Source organism: Mesorhizobium sp. M0768 (assembly GCF_040320195.1).
Classification (GTDB): domain Bacteria; phylum Pseudomonadota; class Alphaproteobacteria; order Rhizobiales; family Rhizobiaceae; genus Mesorhizobium.
Genome location: NZ_JAMYPD010000015.1, coordinates 30066 through 44731, shown reverse-complemented (window position 1 = coordinate 44731; position 14666 = coordinate 30066). Strand labels below are relative to the sequence as shown.

General features: G+C 61.9%; 17 protein-coding genes. 3 read left to right on the top strand and 14 right to left on the bottom strand.

Translation table 11 applies throughout. From position 1 onward, the window contains the following. Positions 1–16 precede the first annotated feature (16 nt). The 4 genes from NKI08_RS19505 to NKI08_RS19490 form a co-directional block, all read right to left on the bottom strand. Positions 17–307, bottom strand: a complete 291-nt coding sequence (locus tag NKI08_RS19505) for a helix-turn-helix transcriptional regulator (protein ID WP_352771559.1) — start codon at positions 305–307, stop codon at positions 17–19. Between the two features lie 125 nt (positions 308–432). Next, positions 433–798 (bottom strand): DUF2285 domain-containing protein, encoded by a 366-nt coding sequence (locus tag NKI08_RS19500; protein ID WP_352768916.1) that lies wholly within the window; start codon positions 796–798, stop codon positions 433–435. 31 nt (positions 799–829) lie between these two features. Further along, complete coding sequence (locus NKI08_RS19495; RefSeq protein ID WP_352771668.1) at positions 830–1189, bottom strand: transcriptional regulator domain-containing protein; 360 nt, start codon at positions 1187–1189, stop codon at positions 830–832. A 168-nt stretch (positions 1190–1357) separates the two neighbouring features. Further along, entirely contained in the window at positions 1358–1636 is a 279-nt protein-coding gene (locus NKI08_RS19490) for a DNA -binding domain-containing protein (protein WP_352470545.1), read from the bottom strand. 126 nt (positions 1637–1762) lie between these two features. Here NKI08_RS19490 and NKI08_RS19485 point away from each other — a divergent pair, with 126 nt between their 5' ends. Beyond that, entirely contained in the window at positions 1763–1978 is a 216-nt protein-coding gene (locus NKI08_RS19485) for a helix-turn-helix domain-containing protein (RefSeq protein WP_023674290.1), read from the top strand. 193 nt (positions 1979–2171) lie between these two features. Here NKI08_RS19485 and NKI08_RS19480 read toward each other — a convergent pair whose 3' ends face one another. The 4 genes from NKI08_RS19480 to NKI08_RS19465 all read right to left on the bottom strand — a co-directional run bounded on the left by NKI08_RS19480 (position 2172) and on the right by NKI08_RS19465 (position 5956). Beyond that, positions 2172–2501, bottom strand: a complete 330-nt coding sequence (locus NKI08_RS19480; protein WP_352502581.1) for a DUF736 domain-containing protein — start codon at positions 2499–2501, stop codon at positions 2172–2174. Between the two features lie 848 nt (positions 2502–3349). Next, positions 3350–4285, bottom strand: coding sequence for an SLOG family protein (locus tag NKI08_RS19475; protein ID WP_352771556.1), 936 nt, complete (start codon positions 4283–4285; stop codon positions 3350–3352). 313 nt (positions 4286–4598) lie between these two features. After that, positions 4599–5645, bottom strand: coding sequence for a DUF7146 domain-containing protein (locus NKI08_RS19470; RefSeq protein ID WP_352771666.1), 1047 nt, complete (start codon positions 5643–5645; stop codon positions 4599–4601). Further along, positions 5645–5956 (bottom strand): hypothetical protein, encoded by a 312-nt coding sequence (locus NKI08_RS19465; protein ID WP_352771554.1) that lies wholly within the window; start codon positions 5954–5956, stop codon positions 5645–5647. The genes NKI08_RS19470 and NKI08_RS19465 overlap by 1 nt, the downstream gene beginning before the upstream one ends. 763 nt (positions 5957–6719) lie before the next feature. On the opposite strand from NKI08_RS19465, the gene NKI08_RS19460 reads away from it, so the two are divergent. Next, the gene (locus tag NKI08_RS19460) at positions 6720–7133 is read left to right on the top strand and encodes an excisionase (RefSeq protein ID WP_352771552.1); all 414 of its coding nucleotides are present in this window, start codon (positions 6720–6722) and stop codon (positions 7131–7133) included. An 8-nt stretch (positions 7134–7141) separates the two neighbouring features. Beyond that, on the top strand, positions 7142–8182 hold the full coding sequence (locus NKI08_RS19455; RefSeq protein WP_352771550.1) for a tyrosine-type recombinase/integrase: 1041 nt from the start codon (positions 7142–7144) through the stop codon (positions 8180–8182). Between the two features lie 547 nt (positions 8183–8729). Here the strand turns inward: NKI08_RS19455 and NKI08_RS19450 are convergent. The 6 genes from NKI08_RS19450 to NKI08_RS19425 form a co-directional block, all read right to left on the bottom strand. Beyond that, positions 8730–9797, bottom strand: a complete 1068-nt coding sequence (locus NKI08_RS19450; protein WP_352771548.1) for an ABC transporter ATP-binding protein — start codon at positions 9795–9797, stop codon at positions 8730–8732. Beyond that, on the bottom strand, positions 9797–10585 hold the full coding sequence (locus NKI08_RS19445) for an ABC transporter permease (RefSeq protein ID WP_352771546.1): 789 nt from the start codon (positions 10583–10585) through the stop codon (positions 9797–9799). The genes NKI08_RS19450 and NKI08_RS19445 overlap by 1 nt, the downstream gene beginning before the upstream one ends. Then, the gene (locus tag NKI08_RS19440) at positions 10585–11454 is read right to left on the bottom strand and encodes an ABC transporter permease (protein ID WP_352771544.1); all 870 of its coding nucleotides are present in this window, start codon (positions 11452–11454) and stop codon (positions 10585–10587) included. The genes NKI08_RS19445 and NKI08_RS19440 overlap by 1 nt, the downstream gene beginning before the upstream one ends. A 68-nt stretch (positions 11455–11522) precedes the next feature. Then, positions 11523–12584 (bottom strand): ABC transporter substrate-binding protein, encoded by a 1062-nt coding sequence (locus NKI08_RS19435; RefSeq protein WP_352635147.1) that lies wholly within the window; start codon positions 12582–12584, stop codon positions 11523–11525. 39 nt (positions 12585–12623) lie between these two features. Further along, entirely contained in the window at positions 12624–13610 is a 987-nt protein-coding gene (locus NKI08_RS19430; protein WP_352768533.1) for a PfkB family carbohydrate kinase, read from the bottom strand. Then, positions 13607–14665 carry an ADP-ribosylglycohydrolase family protein gene (locus NKI08_RS19425; RefSeq protein WP_352771541.1) on the bottom strand — a complete coding sequence of 353 codons (1059 nt, stop codon included), beginning with the start codon at positions 14663–14665 and terminating at the stop codon, positions 13607–13609. Before NKI08_RS19425 ends, NKI08_RS19430 begins: the two co-directional genes overlap by 4 nt. Position 14666 lies beyond the last annotated feature (1 nt).

Sequence of the window (14666 nt, the reverse complement as noted above, 5' to 3'; positions counted from 1 at the left end):
TTCGGTGCGCCACAGATCAGGTGCTGCGGTCGCGCCGGCCGACATAGGCGGGCGCGCGGGCTGCATGGGGTTTTGCCGGCGGAACATAGGTCGCATTGGCATCGCTGGTGGAGGTGCGTGCGCCCAGCTCTATCCAGGCGTGCAGGTCGTTGATGTCGTAGAGAACGCGCCCGCCGACCTTCCGGTATTTTGGGCCGGTGCCGTAGGTCCGGTGCTTTTCGAGTGTGCGGGCGCAGAGCCCGACGATGGGTGCTGCCTCCTTCGTGCGCAAATACTTTTGGGGCGCGTCCGCGGGACCCTTCGACATCGCTCGATCTCCATTCGGTTCTGCTGTCGTCCTGGCCTGCCGGGACGCGCGAAGTGGACCATGATCGAAATGAGGAAAGGCGAGGGAGGGCAAAGATTGGGGGGCGCGTTTTTGCTACCCCTTTGCTACCCCGAAGAAGGACTTCGGCGGCCGGACTTTTCGCTGCGGTTGTGGGGGTAGAAGAGAAGATCGCGATAGCCGCCGGCGACTAAAAAAGCTGCACGGCGTAAGATAGCTCGGACCTTGTGGCGGAGATGATGATCACGCCAATCTCGCGGCACAATCGGCTCTTGCGAAAACAGCACCTCCGCGAGCTGACGATACGTTGCACCCGTGCGGTGACCATCATGTGCGCGTAAATTGAGGATATGCCTGGTCTTGGTCTGTTGCGGCAGCGCGCCGTAAGATGAACTTCCTGCCCGGCCGTTCAGTGCGCGCCAGAACCGGCGCGCTGCATCGAGCCGCGTCTCGAATGCAGCGTCGAGCGGCAGAAGGATAGCGTTGAATTCACCGGCGCGGTCATCAGCGACGAGATGACTTTTCCCAATTAAGGTAGACCAAGTAATGTGAAGGCCTTTGTCCTGCGGCCAAACGCTGGCTCCGGCAAGGCTGGAAGGTCGAACTGTTTGATGGGATGCGGATACCTGCATGACCCGGAGCACGCGCGGCGAGGCCTGTTCCGTCCAGATGATATTGTCCGCTTTCGGAACTCCGGCACCGGCAGTTTTGAAATCGCGCGCCCCAACGGGCGGCGAGATCGGGCTGACCGGCAGGTTCTCCAGAACCAGCGAGTTGCGATGCAAGCTGGCTGCACTCTGCCACGAATTCGTCATTCCGGATCAGATACTCGGCAGCGAACTCCGTAGCCTGGTAGCTGCACATGTGTGCATACGCCGCCGGATCGGTCCAATCGCCTTGCACTGTTCCTGTCCTCTCCGCGTACCCGGATGTGAGGCGTCGGCGTCAACATTCCCGGCGGATAAGGAAGTTGAATAGTTGGAGAGTCGACAAACCATTATGCCGACTCAGCAAAGTGGAGCGCCGGCCGCGTCAGTGCGGAGCGCCGCCAGCGAGAAGATATCGGTAGCCGCTGGTCGTTATCCATCGCGCGCGGGCAAGATGGGTTTCCCAGGACCGGAACGCTCGTTCCGGCTCCTGCTCCGGGTCTATATGCAAGACGATCCTGGCCACCTCTCGCCAATCGGCATCTTCCGCCGCCGCGTCAAGCAGGCGAATGTAGGTGAGCAGACGCTCCTCGTCATAGCCGGTCAGGACCGAGGCATCCGGCGCAATGTCGGCGACATCAGGATCGAGCAGCGGTTTAAGCATGGTATTTGACCGTTCATATTTCGATCGCGATCTCGAAGGAGCCGTCCTTTAGATCGAGCACCAATCATAGCGAATAGGAACGATCATTCCTAGAACGATAGTTCCCTTTCTGGTCCCTAATCCGCCATGAATCTCAAGGAGATCATGGCGGCCAACATGCGTCGTCTGCGCCATGACCAGAACGTGACGCAGGAGGAACTGGCCGCCCGCTCTGGACTGAGCATGCGTTACGTCGGATCGATCGAGCGCGCTCGGGTCTCGGCCAGCATCAGTGTTCTTGGGAGGATCGCAACTGCGCTGAATGTGGACCCATGCGAGTTGATCAGAAAATCGGCACCGTGAGTTGACGCGGGAAACACCTCGAATTTTCGATGATCGGCGAGGCGACATGCAGGAATGAAGTCTCCAGTCGCGAACACGACAGGTAGTCGCCCCAAAGTCCGACGGAGCTCGTTGGGCAGCGACTGCGCTCATCTTGCCGTGAAAAGGAGGACGGCCCCGCCCTGTTCGTCCGGGCGGAGCCTTGGTCGGGGCCTTACTCCGCGTTGCGGCGGCCGTTGGGGCGGGACCAGATAAGGCTGTAGTCTTCGCCTTGCTCATCGTTGAAGAGGTTGGCGTAGATCGGAGCCGTGAAGCTCGGATCGTCCACCTTCAGGCCGAGAAAGTCGCGGCCCTCATTGGAGCGCTTGGACCAAGCGGCGCCGATCTCGACCCGCCCGACGAAGACACGGTGACTGGGGGCGTTGTCGCCAGAGCGGTTGGCCTCGGGGACGATGCGGACGTTCTTGGCCTGGAGCGAGAGGGTGACGATTTCGCCGGTGAACTCGTTGTTGCCGGTCCTCTTGAAGCTTCCGATTATCGCCATGAGTTTTCTCCTTGAACTCTGTTTCGAGCCCGCACCATTGCGGCCTCAATGGCGATCGGCGGGCCGCAGGCGATCGACGCCGCATCGCTTGCGACCGCAGCGCCAGCGGAGGATGGCAGCCAAGCGACTTTGTTGTTTGGCGAGGAATGACGGCGCAGCCGGCAGGGGAAGAAAGTCGATTGGCGCCATTGCGGCTTAGGCGATCGAGGCGCAGCCGACCTTCGGCCAGATCAGCCCATTAGAGAGGCCGTTTGGAGCGGCCCACCAGATAGAGACATCAACGGAGAACCTGGCGATACCGTCGCTGGCGAAATCCTGGCTACGATGGTCACCGGCGTCGATGCTCCTCTGTACAGGCATCGCGAAGTCGCAAGCTGTTGTCAGCAACGCGCATAAGACACGCACGTGATGGTTCAAGTCACGGCTGACGTGCACCACCGGATATGCGCTATCTTTAGAACGGGTCGGAACCCCGTGGTGGATTCGAACTGTGCGTCGCGCGATGCCGTGTCAGCGACGACGCTAACAATGCGACGGGCAAAAAAAGCATCCTGCCCACGCCGGTTGTTCGGTGAGTTCGCCCAGATCCAGGCCCTGTTCGGTTGAACGGGCGTCGTTATTCGCAGCTGTGATGCCAGCTGCGACGCAGCTGAACGTTGACGGCAAGCGTGACGGCGTCGCGCGCCTTTGCTAGGGCGCGGACTTGAGTATCGCAAAAAGACGGGCGGCGCAGGAAGCCGGAGATCGGGCATCCCGGGCCAAGCACTCCAGCGAGCTGCAAATACAGTACCCGCTGCCCGATCGCGGCCGTATCGTACAATCGAAAAAAGGGTAGCGGCGGGCAGCGCTTACGCGCCGCCTCCCTTGGGGCGGAAGTCGAGGACTGGGATGCCGAGCTTCTTTGCCTTGTCTGCAAGATTGTCCTGAATTCCGGTCCCGGGAAAGACGATGACGCCTATCGGCAGCGCCTCCAGCATTGCATCATTGCGCTTGAACGGGGCGGCTTTGGCATGCTTTGTCCATTCAGGGGCAAAGCCGATTTGGGGTACCTTGCGATGGTCTGCCCAACAGGAGGCGATCTTTTCGCCACCCTTCGGCGATTTCCCGTGCATCAATACCATGTCGGGATGCCTGGCGTGGACCTGGTCGAGCTTGGCCCAGATCAGCTGGTGGTCATTGAAGTCGAGCCCAGCGGTGAAGGCGATTTTCGGGCCAGGTGGCAGAAGGACTTCCTGCGAGGCGCGTTTCTTGGCGCTGAGAAAATCGCGGCTGTCGATCAGCGCAGAGGTCATGTTGCGATGGTTGACCATCGATCCGCTGCGCGGTCGCCAACTCGATCCGGTGTGGCGCTCGTAGTGCTCCGCGGCCTGATCACGCATCAGTTCGAAGGCGCTTTGGCGTTCGATCAGCGTCTGCCCTTCGGCCGTCAGGCGTTCCAGCTCGACGGATTTCACTTCGCTGCCGTCCTGCTCACGCTGGCTGCGGCGTTGCGCCTGCTCGTTGTGATCGAGTTCGCGCTCGATCCGATCTGCGGCGCGGTGAAAGATGTTGACGGTCGACCACAGAAGATCGTCGAGATCGGGCTCGAGGCGAGTGTCTTGCAGTGCCACGATGAGGGCGTCGAAGATGTCGGCCATCGCGCCGGCGACGCAGTGGCCCTCTGGAAGCGGTCGAGGATCAGGCTCATCCACGAAGGGACGGTAGCCATAGAGCTGGAGTTCGGTGAGGACGTGGTCGATGGGTGAAGACGAGTGCTGTGGTTCGTAGTCGTCATGCTCGCTCATTGGATGCTCCGCCGGTTGGACCGCGACCGTCGCGGCCTTCATGGCGACGGAAGCCGGCGGACGGGACGGACCTGCACCCGCAGCGAAGCGAAGGGCCGGAGTGTCAGCGGAGGAGGGTGGAGGCCGGCTATTTTGCTTCGCGATGGAAAGCGCTCCCTTGGGGAGCGCGCCGGAAAATAGTCGGCCGGAGACATTGCGGGGCCGAGTCGTTTGCTGGCCGATCGCCCTCTCGAAGGCCCGCAGGCGCGGTTCTCTCCGACTTCAGGAGCATCCAAGTGATGATAGCGACAGCGGACAGGCTGTTCGTTCCGAGTTATCCCGCCACTGCCATGAAACGGGCGATGTCCTGCGGGGCGAGCTGAACACGGACTGCTGCTCGAACGGCATCCAAGCCTAGCGTACAGAGATCTTCGTTGAGGTCCCCAAGTGCCGGCGAGAGCACGACCGGCTCGATCCCGGCAGCATTCGCTCTTTCGATCAAGGTGTCACGCGCGCCGTTACCGGCTGGATCGGCGTCGCGCACGATGTAGAGCCGTCTCAGTGTGAGGGGGAACAGCATGGCAGCAAGATGGGCGGCCGAGAGTGCCGCTGCCATGGCCATATCGGGCAGGATGCACCGAAGCGACAAGACGGTCTCGATGCCTTCGCCGCCCGCCATGACGTCGCCCGGTAGGCCAAAGCGAACCGCGTGACCGAGAAGATCGCCCATCGCGCGCCTCGGCGTACTGACCGGTGCCTTGCCCCTGCCGGAAGGATCAAGCCATGTGCGATGTACGCCAGTCAAATGGCCGTCGAGATCGGTAACGGAAGCGATCATCGCCGGCCAGGTCTCAGTCGGCGCTTGTTCGTCGGGCCGGTAGTAGCAGCGCGGGTGAAAACGCAGGCTTCCGGTCCCGTGCAAAGCGGCAATACTGCGGTTGTGCAGATACGCCTCTACGACCGTACCCGCAATCGGCTGCGACATCGCAAACAGCCGACGCGCTTTCTCCGACATTTCCGACGGCGCGGCCAGCAACTTCGACCGCATTGATGTCTGCTCTGATCCGGGATGCGGTAGGCCGAGAAACGTTATTGCCTCATGGGCAACGTCCCTGAAGTCGCTCAAACCGCGGCTTTCGCGGATGATATCGAGAAGATCGCCATGCTCCCCGGTCGCCGCGTCAGTCCATTTGCCGGCTGCGCCCTTTCCGCTCTGCGAGCCGACGAGCCGCACGAACATAGAGCGACCCGGCGTGTTTCGGACATCGCCAACAAGCCAGTAGCGTCCCTCGCGATGTCCGTTCGAAAGATAGTGGCGACAAACCGCTTCGGCCTGTCGGCCCAGGCGGTGGGCCAGTTCGGACGCGTCGCGTCGGGGCATCATGCATCCTCCCGCGAGTCGATGCGCTGATAGCGCTCCAGCACCTTGCCCAGAATTGCGGGTTCGGGCGCCTGTGGCTCAGTGGGACTGGCCGACCCTGCGCGAATCTCGACGGCAAGGCGCTCGATGCAACCACTGGTCGTCTTGCGCACGAGGAGGTGCGAGTGGGTCGTCACTTCGGCTACGAGGTCAGGTAGGTCCTCGATCCAGATGTCAGCCTTGACGCGGACCTGGGACATGGAGAACTCCACGTTCTCGAAGGCAATGTCTCGCGAGGACAGAAGGGTAATTTTCTGAGGGGTAGTCGCCATCGGGATGTACTCCGAGACGGGCAGTCGAGAGCCTCTCTCTCGACCTTCAAACTCGTCATGGAGATCCCGGCACTCCTCGTCCTCTTGTGCTTGGCAGCCAACCGAGGTTGTTGCGGGGTAGCAACTCAGTGACGGCGTTCCTGTTTACAAACGCGGCTGCATACAAACGTGCAGCAGTAGCGATTAAGGACCACAGCGCGGCGATGAACGACGAGCGGGCCGGTCGCCCCATTGGAAGTATCTGGGTTCTTCATCACGCCTTCGGCGCTGTGGCGTGCGACACCGAGGGCATGCGGCTGAGTTCGAGAGCGAACAGAGCGCTTTTTGCGACGGGAAATCGATTTGGACGTGGTTGGTCATCACGGGCGGCTTGCCGCTAATCGTCGCCAGCAATGACGCTGCCAGCCAAGAAGCGAAGGAGGTACTCCGCTGCCCTGCTCGCCTGAACGCGACGCGGCGCGCGCGGGCGTTGCGACGCAATAGGCCCTGCCGGCCGTATCGATACTGAAACGATGGTCGGATCCCTTTAGGAGTGTGTCTGGCCGGACTGGAAGCAGAGGCCAGCCATGGACTTGTTGCGCAACCACTCCGATTGACAGGTCGAAGGCGCCTCTTCGCCGCAGCACCTCCGGCGGGCGGTTTTCGCAGCCGGTTTTTTGGAGAAGAGTTCTCCGGCAGGACCGTGTCCAGAACGGCGAGACAGGACGGAGTGCTCAACGAGGTCGGCGAACAGCTCAGACCTAAGAACTGCTGAGGACTTCTTATGAAAATCCCCGACCAATTCGACGAGACCACACCACTGCGCGTCGAAATCGCTGCGCGAATTGCCTTTCCCGACGGCTCGATGAGCGCAGCAGGCCTACGCAAGGAACGTGACGCCGGTCGACTTGAAACGGAGCTAATCGCCGGAAAGGAATACGTCAGCTTGATGGCAATCGCGAGGATGAGGGAACTATGCCGCGGACTTCGAAAGGGCCACGCCTGGTATGGCGTGACGAAAGCTGGAAAAAAGATGGAACGCGCCGAAACAAAGCTGGATGGTTTATCCGCGATGGAACCAGCTTCATCAGCGCTGGCGGCGGCGAAAAAGGCCGTCCAGGAACTGAAGCTGAAAAGGCGCTTGCCGCCTACATTGGAAGCAAATACCACCGAGCGCGGGGAGCCGAGGACGTCTTAATTGCCGATGTGGTCAACCTCTACCTTAAAGAGGTTGCACCGAAGCACGCGACACCAGAAGAGACGGCGGCTCGGCTGGATAAGGTCCTTGATTACTTCGGGGAAAAAACTCTCGCCGCCATCAATGGCAAACTCTGCCGCGAGTACGTTGCGTCGCGCCCCACCGAAGCCGCGGCGCGCCGCCAACTCGAGGATCTTCGTGCCGCCATCAACTACTACCGCAAGGAGGGTTATACAACCGCCGCACCGGTCATCACCCTGCCAGACAGGGCCGCCGCCCGCGAACGCTGGTTGACCCGCAGTGAGGCGGCCGCACTGATCTGGGCAGCTTGGCGAATGAAGCAGACATGGAAGGGCCAAGAGAGTGGCCGGCGCACTGGGCGACATCTCGCGCGCTTCATCCTCGTCGCACTTTATACAGGAACGCGCTCGGCCGCAATCTGCGGTGCCGCCATACGCCCAACGAAAGGGCGCGGTCATGTGGACCTAGACCGCGGTATCTTCTATCGCGGTGCCACCGGCGCAAGGAAGACCAAGAAGCGCCAACCCCCTGTACCGTTGCCCGAGCGGCTGCTGGCGCACCTCCGGCGCTGGGCGCGCACTGATCTTCACATCGAGACCAAATCGCGCGGCAAAAGTGCGAACATCGGTCGCAAGATATCGCAGGATTTTGTCGTGGAATGGAATGGAAAGCCGGTGCAGTCGATAGACAAGAGCTTCAAGACGGCGCGCGAAATCGCCGGCCTAGGGCCCGACGTTACTCCGCACGTGTTCCGCCACACCGCGGCGACTTGGATGATGCAGGCCGGCACCGATCTGTGGCAGGCTGCGGGCTTTCTTGGCATTACAGTGGATGTCCTGATCGAAACTTACGGCCATCATCATCCTGATTTCTTGGCAGACGCCGCCGAGAAGATCACGAAGAAGCCGGTTTTCTCCAAGTCGCCGCAAACCGTTCCGAGTATAACTCAAATCACAAGACACGAACGCGGTGTGCTCATCCCACAGGTTTCCCACAGAAACGGCGAAAGGAAACGCGACCAGTCGTGAGCGAACGTGGCGAAGGAGCCCAGGAACAATAACGACTTGCTGGTAACTCCACATCGTTCGGGACGATGGGATCGCACGTTCAAAACTGCCATCCGCACCCCGCTCAAAGGTCTACTCCGGCTCCCCAGGGCGCGTGCTCGCAGCCGTGCCTTGGATCGGTTTGCCGGGTCCCGAAACCGACATTGAATCTGGGAGGATTAGAGGCAAAGATCGTGATGCCTGGCTTGACGGAGGCTTGTCTTCGAGGCCAATGAATACGCGCCTGGCCAAATCTCAAAACAGCAGCAAACGGCGCACTAGCCGCAAGCCCGGCGCACCGCTTCTGAGTGAAACTGTCAATCGGCAAGACCTTGGCGATGCCAACCATGTCGTTGTCCATCATCATTGCCGGGATCGGTTGCTCCGGGCCGCAAGACCACCAAAAAATGGCATGGTCTCGTAGGCGGGACGTATCGGCGTTTCTGGCGCGGACCTCAACCAGGAGGTCGCAATCTTTTACCATCACAAAAGCCCCATCTGAGTCGGTCAGTGGTCTATCTCTGGCCTGCTACCCCGCGACGATCAAGACTGTGCTTTCCGGCGACCAATGCAGCACGACATCCTGACCTTCCGCCAGCCTGCCAGCGCCGGTGTTCTGCACAATCACCTTGAGCGTCTGGCCAGCACGCTCGACAAAGTAGGTGCTGCTATTTCCGGCGAAGATGCGCTTCGATACCTGGCCTCGCAGCAGATTCGCGTTGGCCGCATCCGGAGCCTCGGCATCGGTGAAGATGCGGATGCGTTCGGGCCGCACGGCGCAGCTTGCCTTGGCCCCAGCGGCAAGCTTGGCACCCGCGCCGGCGGCAATCGCTGTGCCGTCCGGCAGTCGGATGCCGTTGCCCGTGCTGTCGCCGCGAAGGATGTTGGCGTCGCCCAGGAAAGTGGCGGCAAACTCGCTCTTCGGCCGATCGTAGATCTCCTCGGGCGAGCCTTCCTGCACCAGCTTGCCATCGCGCAGAATGCCGATGCGGTCGCTCATCGTCAGCGCTTCTTCCTGGTCGTGGGTGACGAAGATGGTGGTGATGCCGATCTCGCGCTGGATGCGCTTGAGCTCGATCTGCATGTCGACCCGCAGCGCCTTGTCCAACGCTCCGAGCGGCTCGTCGAGCAACAACACGCGCGGCCGGATGACGATCGCGCGAGCGAGCGCAACCCGTTGGCGCTGGCCGCCGGACAGCTGATGCGGCCGGCGGCCGCCGAGCCTGCCGAGTTGCACAAGGTCGAGTGCGCGCTGTACCTCGCTGGTAATCACCGCCTTGGGCTCGCCGCGCACCGACAGGCCAAAGGCGACATTGCCAGCAACGCTCATATTGGGAAACAGGGCGTAGTTCTGGAACACCATGCCGATGCGCCGCTTCTCCACCGGCACCCGCTCGACACTTTCGCCGCCTATGGAGATGCGGCCAGAGTCGGGAAAGTCGAAGCCGGCGATCTGGCGCAGCAGCGTGGTCTTGCCGCTGCCGGAGGGACCGAGCAGGGCGTAGAAGCCGCCGTCGGCGAAATCGATAGACACATCGTCCAGCGCCTTGTGGGCACCGAAAGCGCGCGACACGTTCGCTACTTGGACGCCAGCCATTATTTCTCTCCGCCGAATTTGAAGAAGCGCGCTGTCAGCAGCATCAGCGCCATCGACACGACAATGATGATCGTCGAGACCGCATTGATCTCGGGCGTGAAACCCTTGCGGATCGCGGCGTAGATTTGGACCGGCAGCGTCGTCTGGCCGGGCGTCGACAAGAAGTAGGATACGACGAACTGGTCGAAGGACACGGCGAAGGCGAACAGCCCACCGGCAATGACGCCCGGCATGATCCAGGGCAGCGTGACGCGGTTCGTCAACTGCCATTGATTGGCGCCGAGCGAGCGCGCCGCCTCTTCCAGCTCGTGCGCGAAGGTCTGCAGTCGGGCCGACACGACGACAATGACGTAGGGAAGCGCAAGCGCGACGTGGCCAAGCAGGATGGCGAACAGGCCGCGCCCAATGCCGACGCCGAAGAAGAAGATCAACATCGCCGTGCCGGTTATCAGCCACGGAATGGCGATTGGCGGAAACAGCAGCGCCTGCAGGAATTTCTTGCCGCGAAACTCATAGCGGTAGAGCGCAAGTGACGCTGCCGAGCCAAGCACGACGCAGATGATGGTGGTGATGACTGCGATTTCGACACTGTTCCAGGTGGCTGAGATAAGCTGGTCGTTCTGCCTCAGCGAAGCATACCATTCCGCCGTCCATTCGAACGGCAGCTGGTAGAAGGGCGAAACGTTGAAAGACATTAGCGCCATGATGATGATGGGCACATAGAGGAAGGCGAGCAATAGCCAGATGTAAAGGCGGCCGAGCCATTCGAGAACACGTGTCGTCGCCATCACGTAGCCCTCCGCAGCACCGGCGAGGCAACCGCCAGGATGACCAGCACGACGGCCAACAGGATAAAGGAGAGCGCAGCACCAAGCGGCCAGTTGAACACGGCGACGAACTGGTCCTCGATGACAGTGCCGTAAAAGGTGCCGGTACGGCCGCCGAGGATGCGCGGTTCCATGAACGAACCAACAACCGGGACGAAGACGAGCGCTGCGCCCGCCACCAGCCCCGGCATCGACAGCGGAATGATGACTCGATTCAGCACCTGCAGCCGCGAGGCGCCGAGCGAGCGCCCGGCCTCGATTAGCGAGTCATCGATGGCCTGCAGGGTCAGATAGCAGGTCAGCACCATGTAAGGCACGTAGGAGTGCACCAGCCCGATGATTACGGCCGGATAGGAATACATTAGGTCGATGTTGATCTTGAACGGCAGGACGGCGTTGAGCGCAGTGTCGAGAATGCCGCCTTCACGCAGCACCATCGCCCAGGAGAAGATACGCACCAGCCCGTTCGACCAGAACGGCAGGATGACGAGCAGGAAAATCGCCTCTCGGCTGCGGCCTTTCAGCACCTTGGCCAGCACATAAGCGGCGGGATAACCGATGACGATGCACCACAGCGTCACCTCGAGGCCGAGGCGCAGCGAGGCCAAAAGCAATGTCAGATAAAGGCTTTGTGAAAAGAAGGCGGCATAGTTTTCGAGTGTGAACGCCCACGGCTTTCCCGACAGCGGCAGGTCGGTCATGAAGGAGAAGAAGACCATGGCTGAGAGCGGCAGGAAGATCGCAACCGTCAGCCAGAGATAGGCAGGCGCCAGCAGTAGCAAGGCCGATCTCAATCCGCTGCGCGACGCGGCCGCAACCTGTGCTGCCATGACATCCTCCTCCCAGGATGGGGAAGCATCAGCCGACATGCATGGTCGGCTGATCCCGGCTTCTGCTGTTACTTCACGTCGACCTTGAGCTGCTGCCAGAGCGACAGATAGGTTTCGCGCTGGGCGTCTGTGATCGGCGCCTGGAACTGAATGCGCTTGGCGACTGCCGGGTCACCCATCACCTTGCGGTTGAACGCATCCCCGGGAAGTGCTTCTACAGCCTTGGTGTTGGCGGATACCGGGGCTCCGACCTTGGTGACCCATTCGACATAGAACTTCGGGTCGATCATGTAGTTGATGAAGGCCTCGGCGCCGGCGACATTCTTGGAACCGACCGGAATGGAGAAGGCGTCGAGCCAGGCGACAGCGCCCTCCTGCGGGATCACGAGCGAGACCGGCAGCTTGAAATGGGTCTTGGCGCGATCGGCCGAGCCGCTCCAATAGGTGCCGATGTCGATCTGGTTAGAGGCAGCCATCTGGTTCCAGTCGTTCTCCGAGCTCCAGAACGTCTTGATCTGCGGCATCAGCGAGGTGAGCTTCGCCTTGACCGCCTCGATATCCTTGATGTCGTTGATGTTCTGGCCGGTGGCAATGGCGCCGAACTGAACCGCCTCGACGGCATCATCACGGATGGTGACGCGGCCCTTGTGAGCGGGATCCCACATTTCGGCGATGCTCGTCGGCGGCTTATCGAAAGATTTCTCATTGATGGCGAGCGCCGTCAGCCCCCAGACCCACGGCACGCCATAGACCTTGCCGTCATGGACGAGCATCGGCGATCCGGCCTTGTCCTTGCTGATGTCGGGAAAGTTCGGCAGCTTGGACGTGTCGATCGGCTGAATCAGCTTTTCCGCCATCGCCTGGTCGTTGAAGGCGGCGTTGATCATGACGACATCGTAAAGGCCGGGATTGGTCCTGAGCTTGGTCAGCATCTCCTGTTCGGAATTGAAAAAATCGTTGACGACCTTGTTGCCGGTCGCCTTCTCGAAGGCTTCGATGGCCCACGGCTCGTCGGCGCCGTAGCCCTTCCAGTTGAGTACGTGCACCTCGTCGGCCTTGGCGGCAAATGCGAGTGCGGAGGTGAAGACGGCGGTCGCCGTCAGCAGGGCAGTCAAGTCGGGCATGCGCATGTTCGTTCCTCTCTGTGTTTGCCCGCTTCCCGGGCTTTGTCAGGCTGTCGGGCGTTTGGCCACTTGCTTCCGGCCATGGAGGCCGATCGGCGGACCGCCGGCATGGCTTAGGAATGTCTGGATCTCGTGGTCGGTCGGCGCTGATGAACCACCGTGGCGGGTGACGGAAATGGCCGCCGCCGCATTGGCGTAGCGCGCTGCTTCAAAAGGCGGCGCGCCGCGCGCCAGCGCGCTGACGAAAGCGCCGATATGTGTGTCGCCGGCGCCATTGGTGTCGATGGCGTCGACCTCGAAGCCGGCACTCGTTTGCGCCGAGCCATCGGCCAGCCGTATGTGGCAGCCTTTCGCTCCGGCGCGAATAACGACGCCGACGGCCTTCGGGGAGTGGTCGCTAAGAAGCCGTGACGCGAGTGTCTCGACGTCGCCCGGACCGGCAATCGCGGCCGCTTCCATCCTGTTGCAGCTCAACCAGGTGGTGCGGGCGAGTATCCGAGGCAGGATAGGGCGGGGAATGTCGACGACGACAGGTGTCGGGTCGAGGACAAGCGGTGTGTCGGCCGGAAGTGCCTCGATCCAGTCGACAAGCGCGTCTCGGCTTCCCGGATAGCTAAGCGTATAGCCGGAGGTGAACACCCAATCCCCCGGCGCGACCGAGACGGGCGCCATCATGTCAAGGCTGAGCAAGCTCTCCGCACCAGGCCACGAGACGAAGGTGCGCTCGGCATCGCTGCTGATCATGGCGACGCAATTGCCGCTGTCCATGACGGGCGATGGCGTCGTCAATGTCTCGATCCCCTCACTGGCTAAGGCCGTGCGCAGGAAGTCGCCATTGGGTCCGCTGCCGAGCTGGCCGCCGAACACCACCTTCATGCCGGTGCGGCTGGCCGCGACCATCATGTTGAAGCCGCCGCCGGCGACTTGCGTGTAGCTCGACGCCGTCTTCTCCGTACCCGGCGCCGGCAAGGCGTCGATGCGGTAGACATAGTCGACCACCGCGCTGCCGACATGGACGAGACGCCCACTCATGCCGCCGCATCCTTGCCGGGACCCGTCCTGTCGGCACGGCGCTTGGATATACGGGCCGCAACAAGGTCGGCGGTGAGCGCGCCAACCGCCGCAATGTCGATGCCCTTGAGGTCTGCAATGCGGTTCTGAGGCAGTCGGGAAAAGCCGGTGCAGGCGCCGGCCATGCCGGTCGCGATGGCGCCGATCGTATCGGTGTCGCCACCGAGATTGGCGCTGATGACCGCCGCTTGCCAGGGATCACCGCCGGCGACTTCCAGCACGGCGAATGCAGCCGGAACGGACTCCTGACTGGCGACGCCGGTGCCGACCAGATCGGTGATCAGCCGGATCGCGTCCTTCGTCGCCTTGCCGCGCACAAGCTCCTGCGCCCACCCAATGCGCGCAGCAATGTCACCGCCGGTCACCCAATGGCCGAGCGTTGCTCCGCACCTCGCCGCGGCGATGGCGCTGTCGGAAGCGGCGCGCCAGTCGCCGCCTGCGACGCCGCGGCTGACGGCCGCCGCAACGGCGGCTGCGGCCGCAATGGCAACCGAGGTGTTGTGCGTGGCCCGGCAGGTCTCGGCAACTTTGGCGACCAGCGCGTCCAGCGGCTCTGGCGGCATCATGATGCCGACCGGCGCAATGCGCATGGCCGCACCATTTGTGTCGCCGCTGCGCCCCGCTTCCTCGGCCGGCACGCCATTGTTGATGGCGTCGATGGCGCGTTTGGTCGATGGTCCCAGCAGATCGTAGCTGCCGCGCGCTTTGACGTCGCGCTCCCAGTCGAGCAGCGCGTTGACCCACCGCGCATGATCGAAGCGGTTACCGGATTCAACCAGGATACGGCCAAGCAGAAGCGCCTGTTCGGTGTCGTCGGTGATCGTTCCAGCGGGAAACCCCTTCGACACCGGATGGTCGGCGAAAGGAGCAATGAAGCCCTCTACATGGGCGTAGAGTTCGGCAATCCGGGCCGGCGACAAAAGCTGCGTCGGCATGCCCAGCGCATCCCCCAGTGCCCCGCCGACAAGCGCCCCCATGGCCCGATCAGTCATATTCCCGGTGTTGTCGTCCGGCATC

Coding starts and splice junctions, on each gene's coding strand:
- NKI08_RS19505 (WP_352771559.1), bottom strand. CDS start 307: ATGTCGAAGGGTCCCGCGGACGCGCCCCAAAAGTATTTGCGCACGAAG.
- NKI08_RS19495 (WP_352771668.1), bottom strand. CDS start 1,189: ATGTGCAGCTACCAGGCTACGGAGTTCGCTGCCGAGTATCTGATCCGG.
- NKI08_RS19490 (WP_352470545.1), bottom strand. CDS start 1,636: ATGCTTAAACCGCTGCTCGATCCTGATGTCGCCGACATTGCGCCGGAT.
- NKI08_RS19485 (WP_023674290.1), top strand. CDS start 1,763: ATGAATCTCAAGGAGATCATGGCGGCCAACATGCGTCGTCTGCGCCAT.
- NKI08_RS19480 (WP_352502581.1), bottom strand. CDS start 2,501: ATGGCGATAATCGGAAGCTTCAAGAGGACCGGCAACAACGAGTTCACC.
- NKI08_RS19475 (WP_352771556.1), bottom strand. CDS start 4,285: ATGAGCGAGCATGACGACTACGAACCACAGCACTCGTCTTCACCCATC.
- NKI08_RS19470 (WP_352771666.1), bottom strand. CDS start 5,645: ATGCCCCGACGCGACGCGTCCGAACTGGCCCACCGCCTGGGCCGACAG.
- NKI08_RS19465 (WP_352771554.1), bottom strand. CDS start 5,956: ATGGCGACTACCCCTCAGAAAATTACCCTTCTGTCCTCGCGAGACATT.
- NKI08_RS19460 (WP_352771552.1), top strand. CDS start 6,720: ATGAAAATCCCCGACCAATTCGACGAGACCACACCACTGCGCGTCGAA.
- NKI08_RS19450 (WP_352771548.1), bottom strand. CDS start 9,797: ATGGCTGGCGTCCAAGTAGCGAACGTGTCGCGCGCTTTCGGTGCCCAC.
- NKI08_RS19445 (WP_352771546.1), bottom strand. CDS start 10,585: ATGGCGACGACACGTGTTCTCGAATGGCTCGGCCGCCTTTACATCTGG.
- NKI08_RS19440 (WP_352771544.1), bottom strand. CDS start 11,454: ATGGCAGCACAGGTTGCGGCCGCGTCGCGCAGCGGATTGAGATCGGCC.
- NKI08_RS19435 (WP_352635147.1), bottom strand. CDS start 12,584: ATGCGCATGCCCGACTTGACTGCCCTGCTGACGGCGACCGCCGTCTTC.
- NKI08_RS19430 (WP_352768533.1), bottom strand. CDS start 13,610: ATGAGTGGGCGTCTCGTCCATGTCGGCAGCGCGGTGGTCGACTATGTC.
- NKI08_RS19425 (WP_352771541.1), bottom strand. CDS start 14,665: ATGCCGGACGACAACACCGGGAATATGACTGATCGGGCCATGGGGGCG.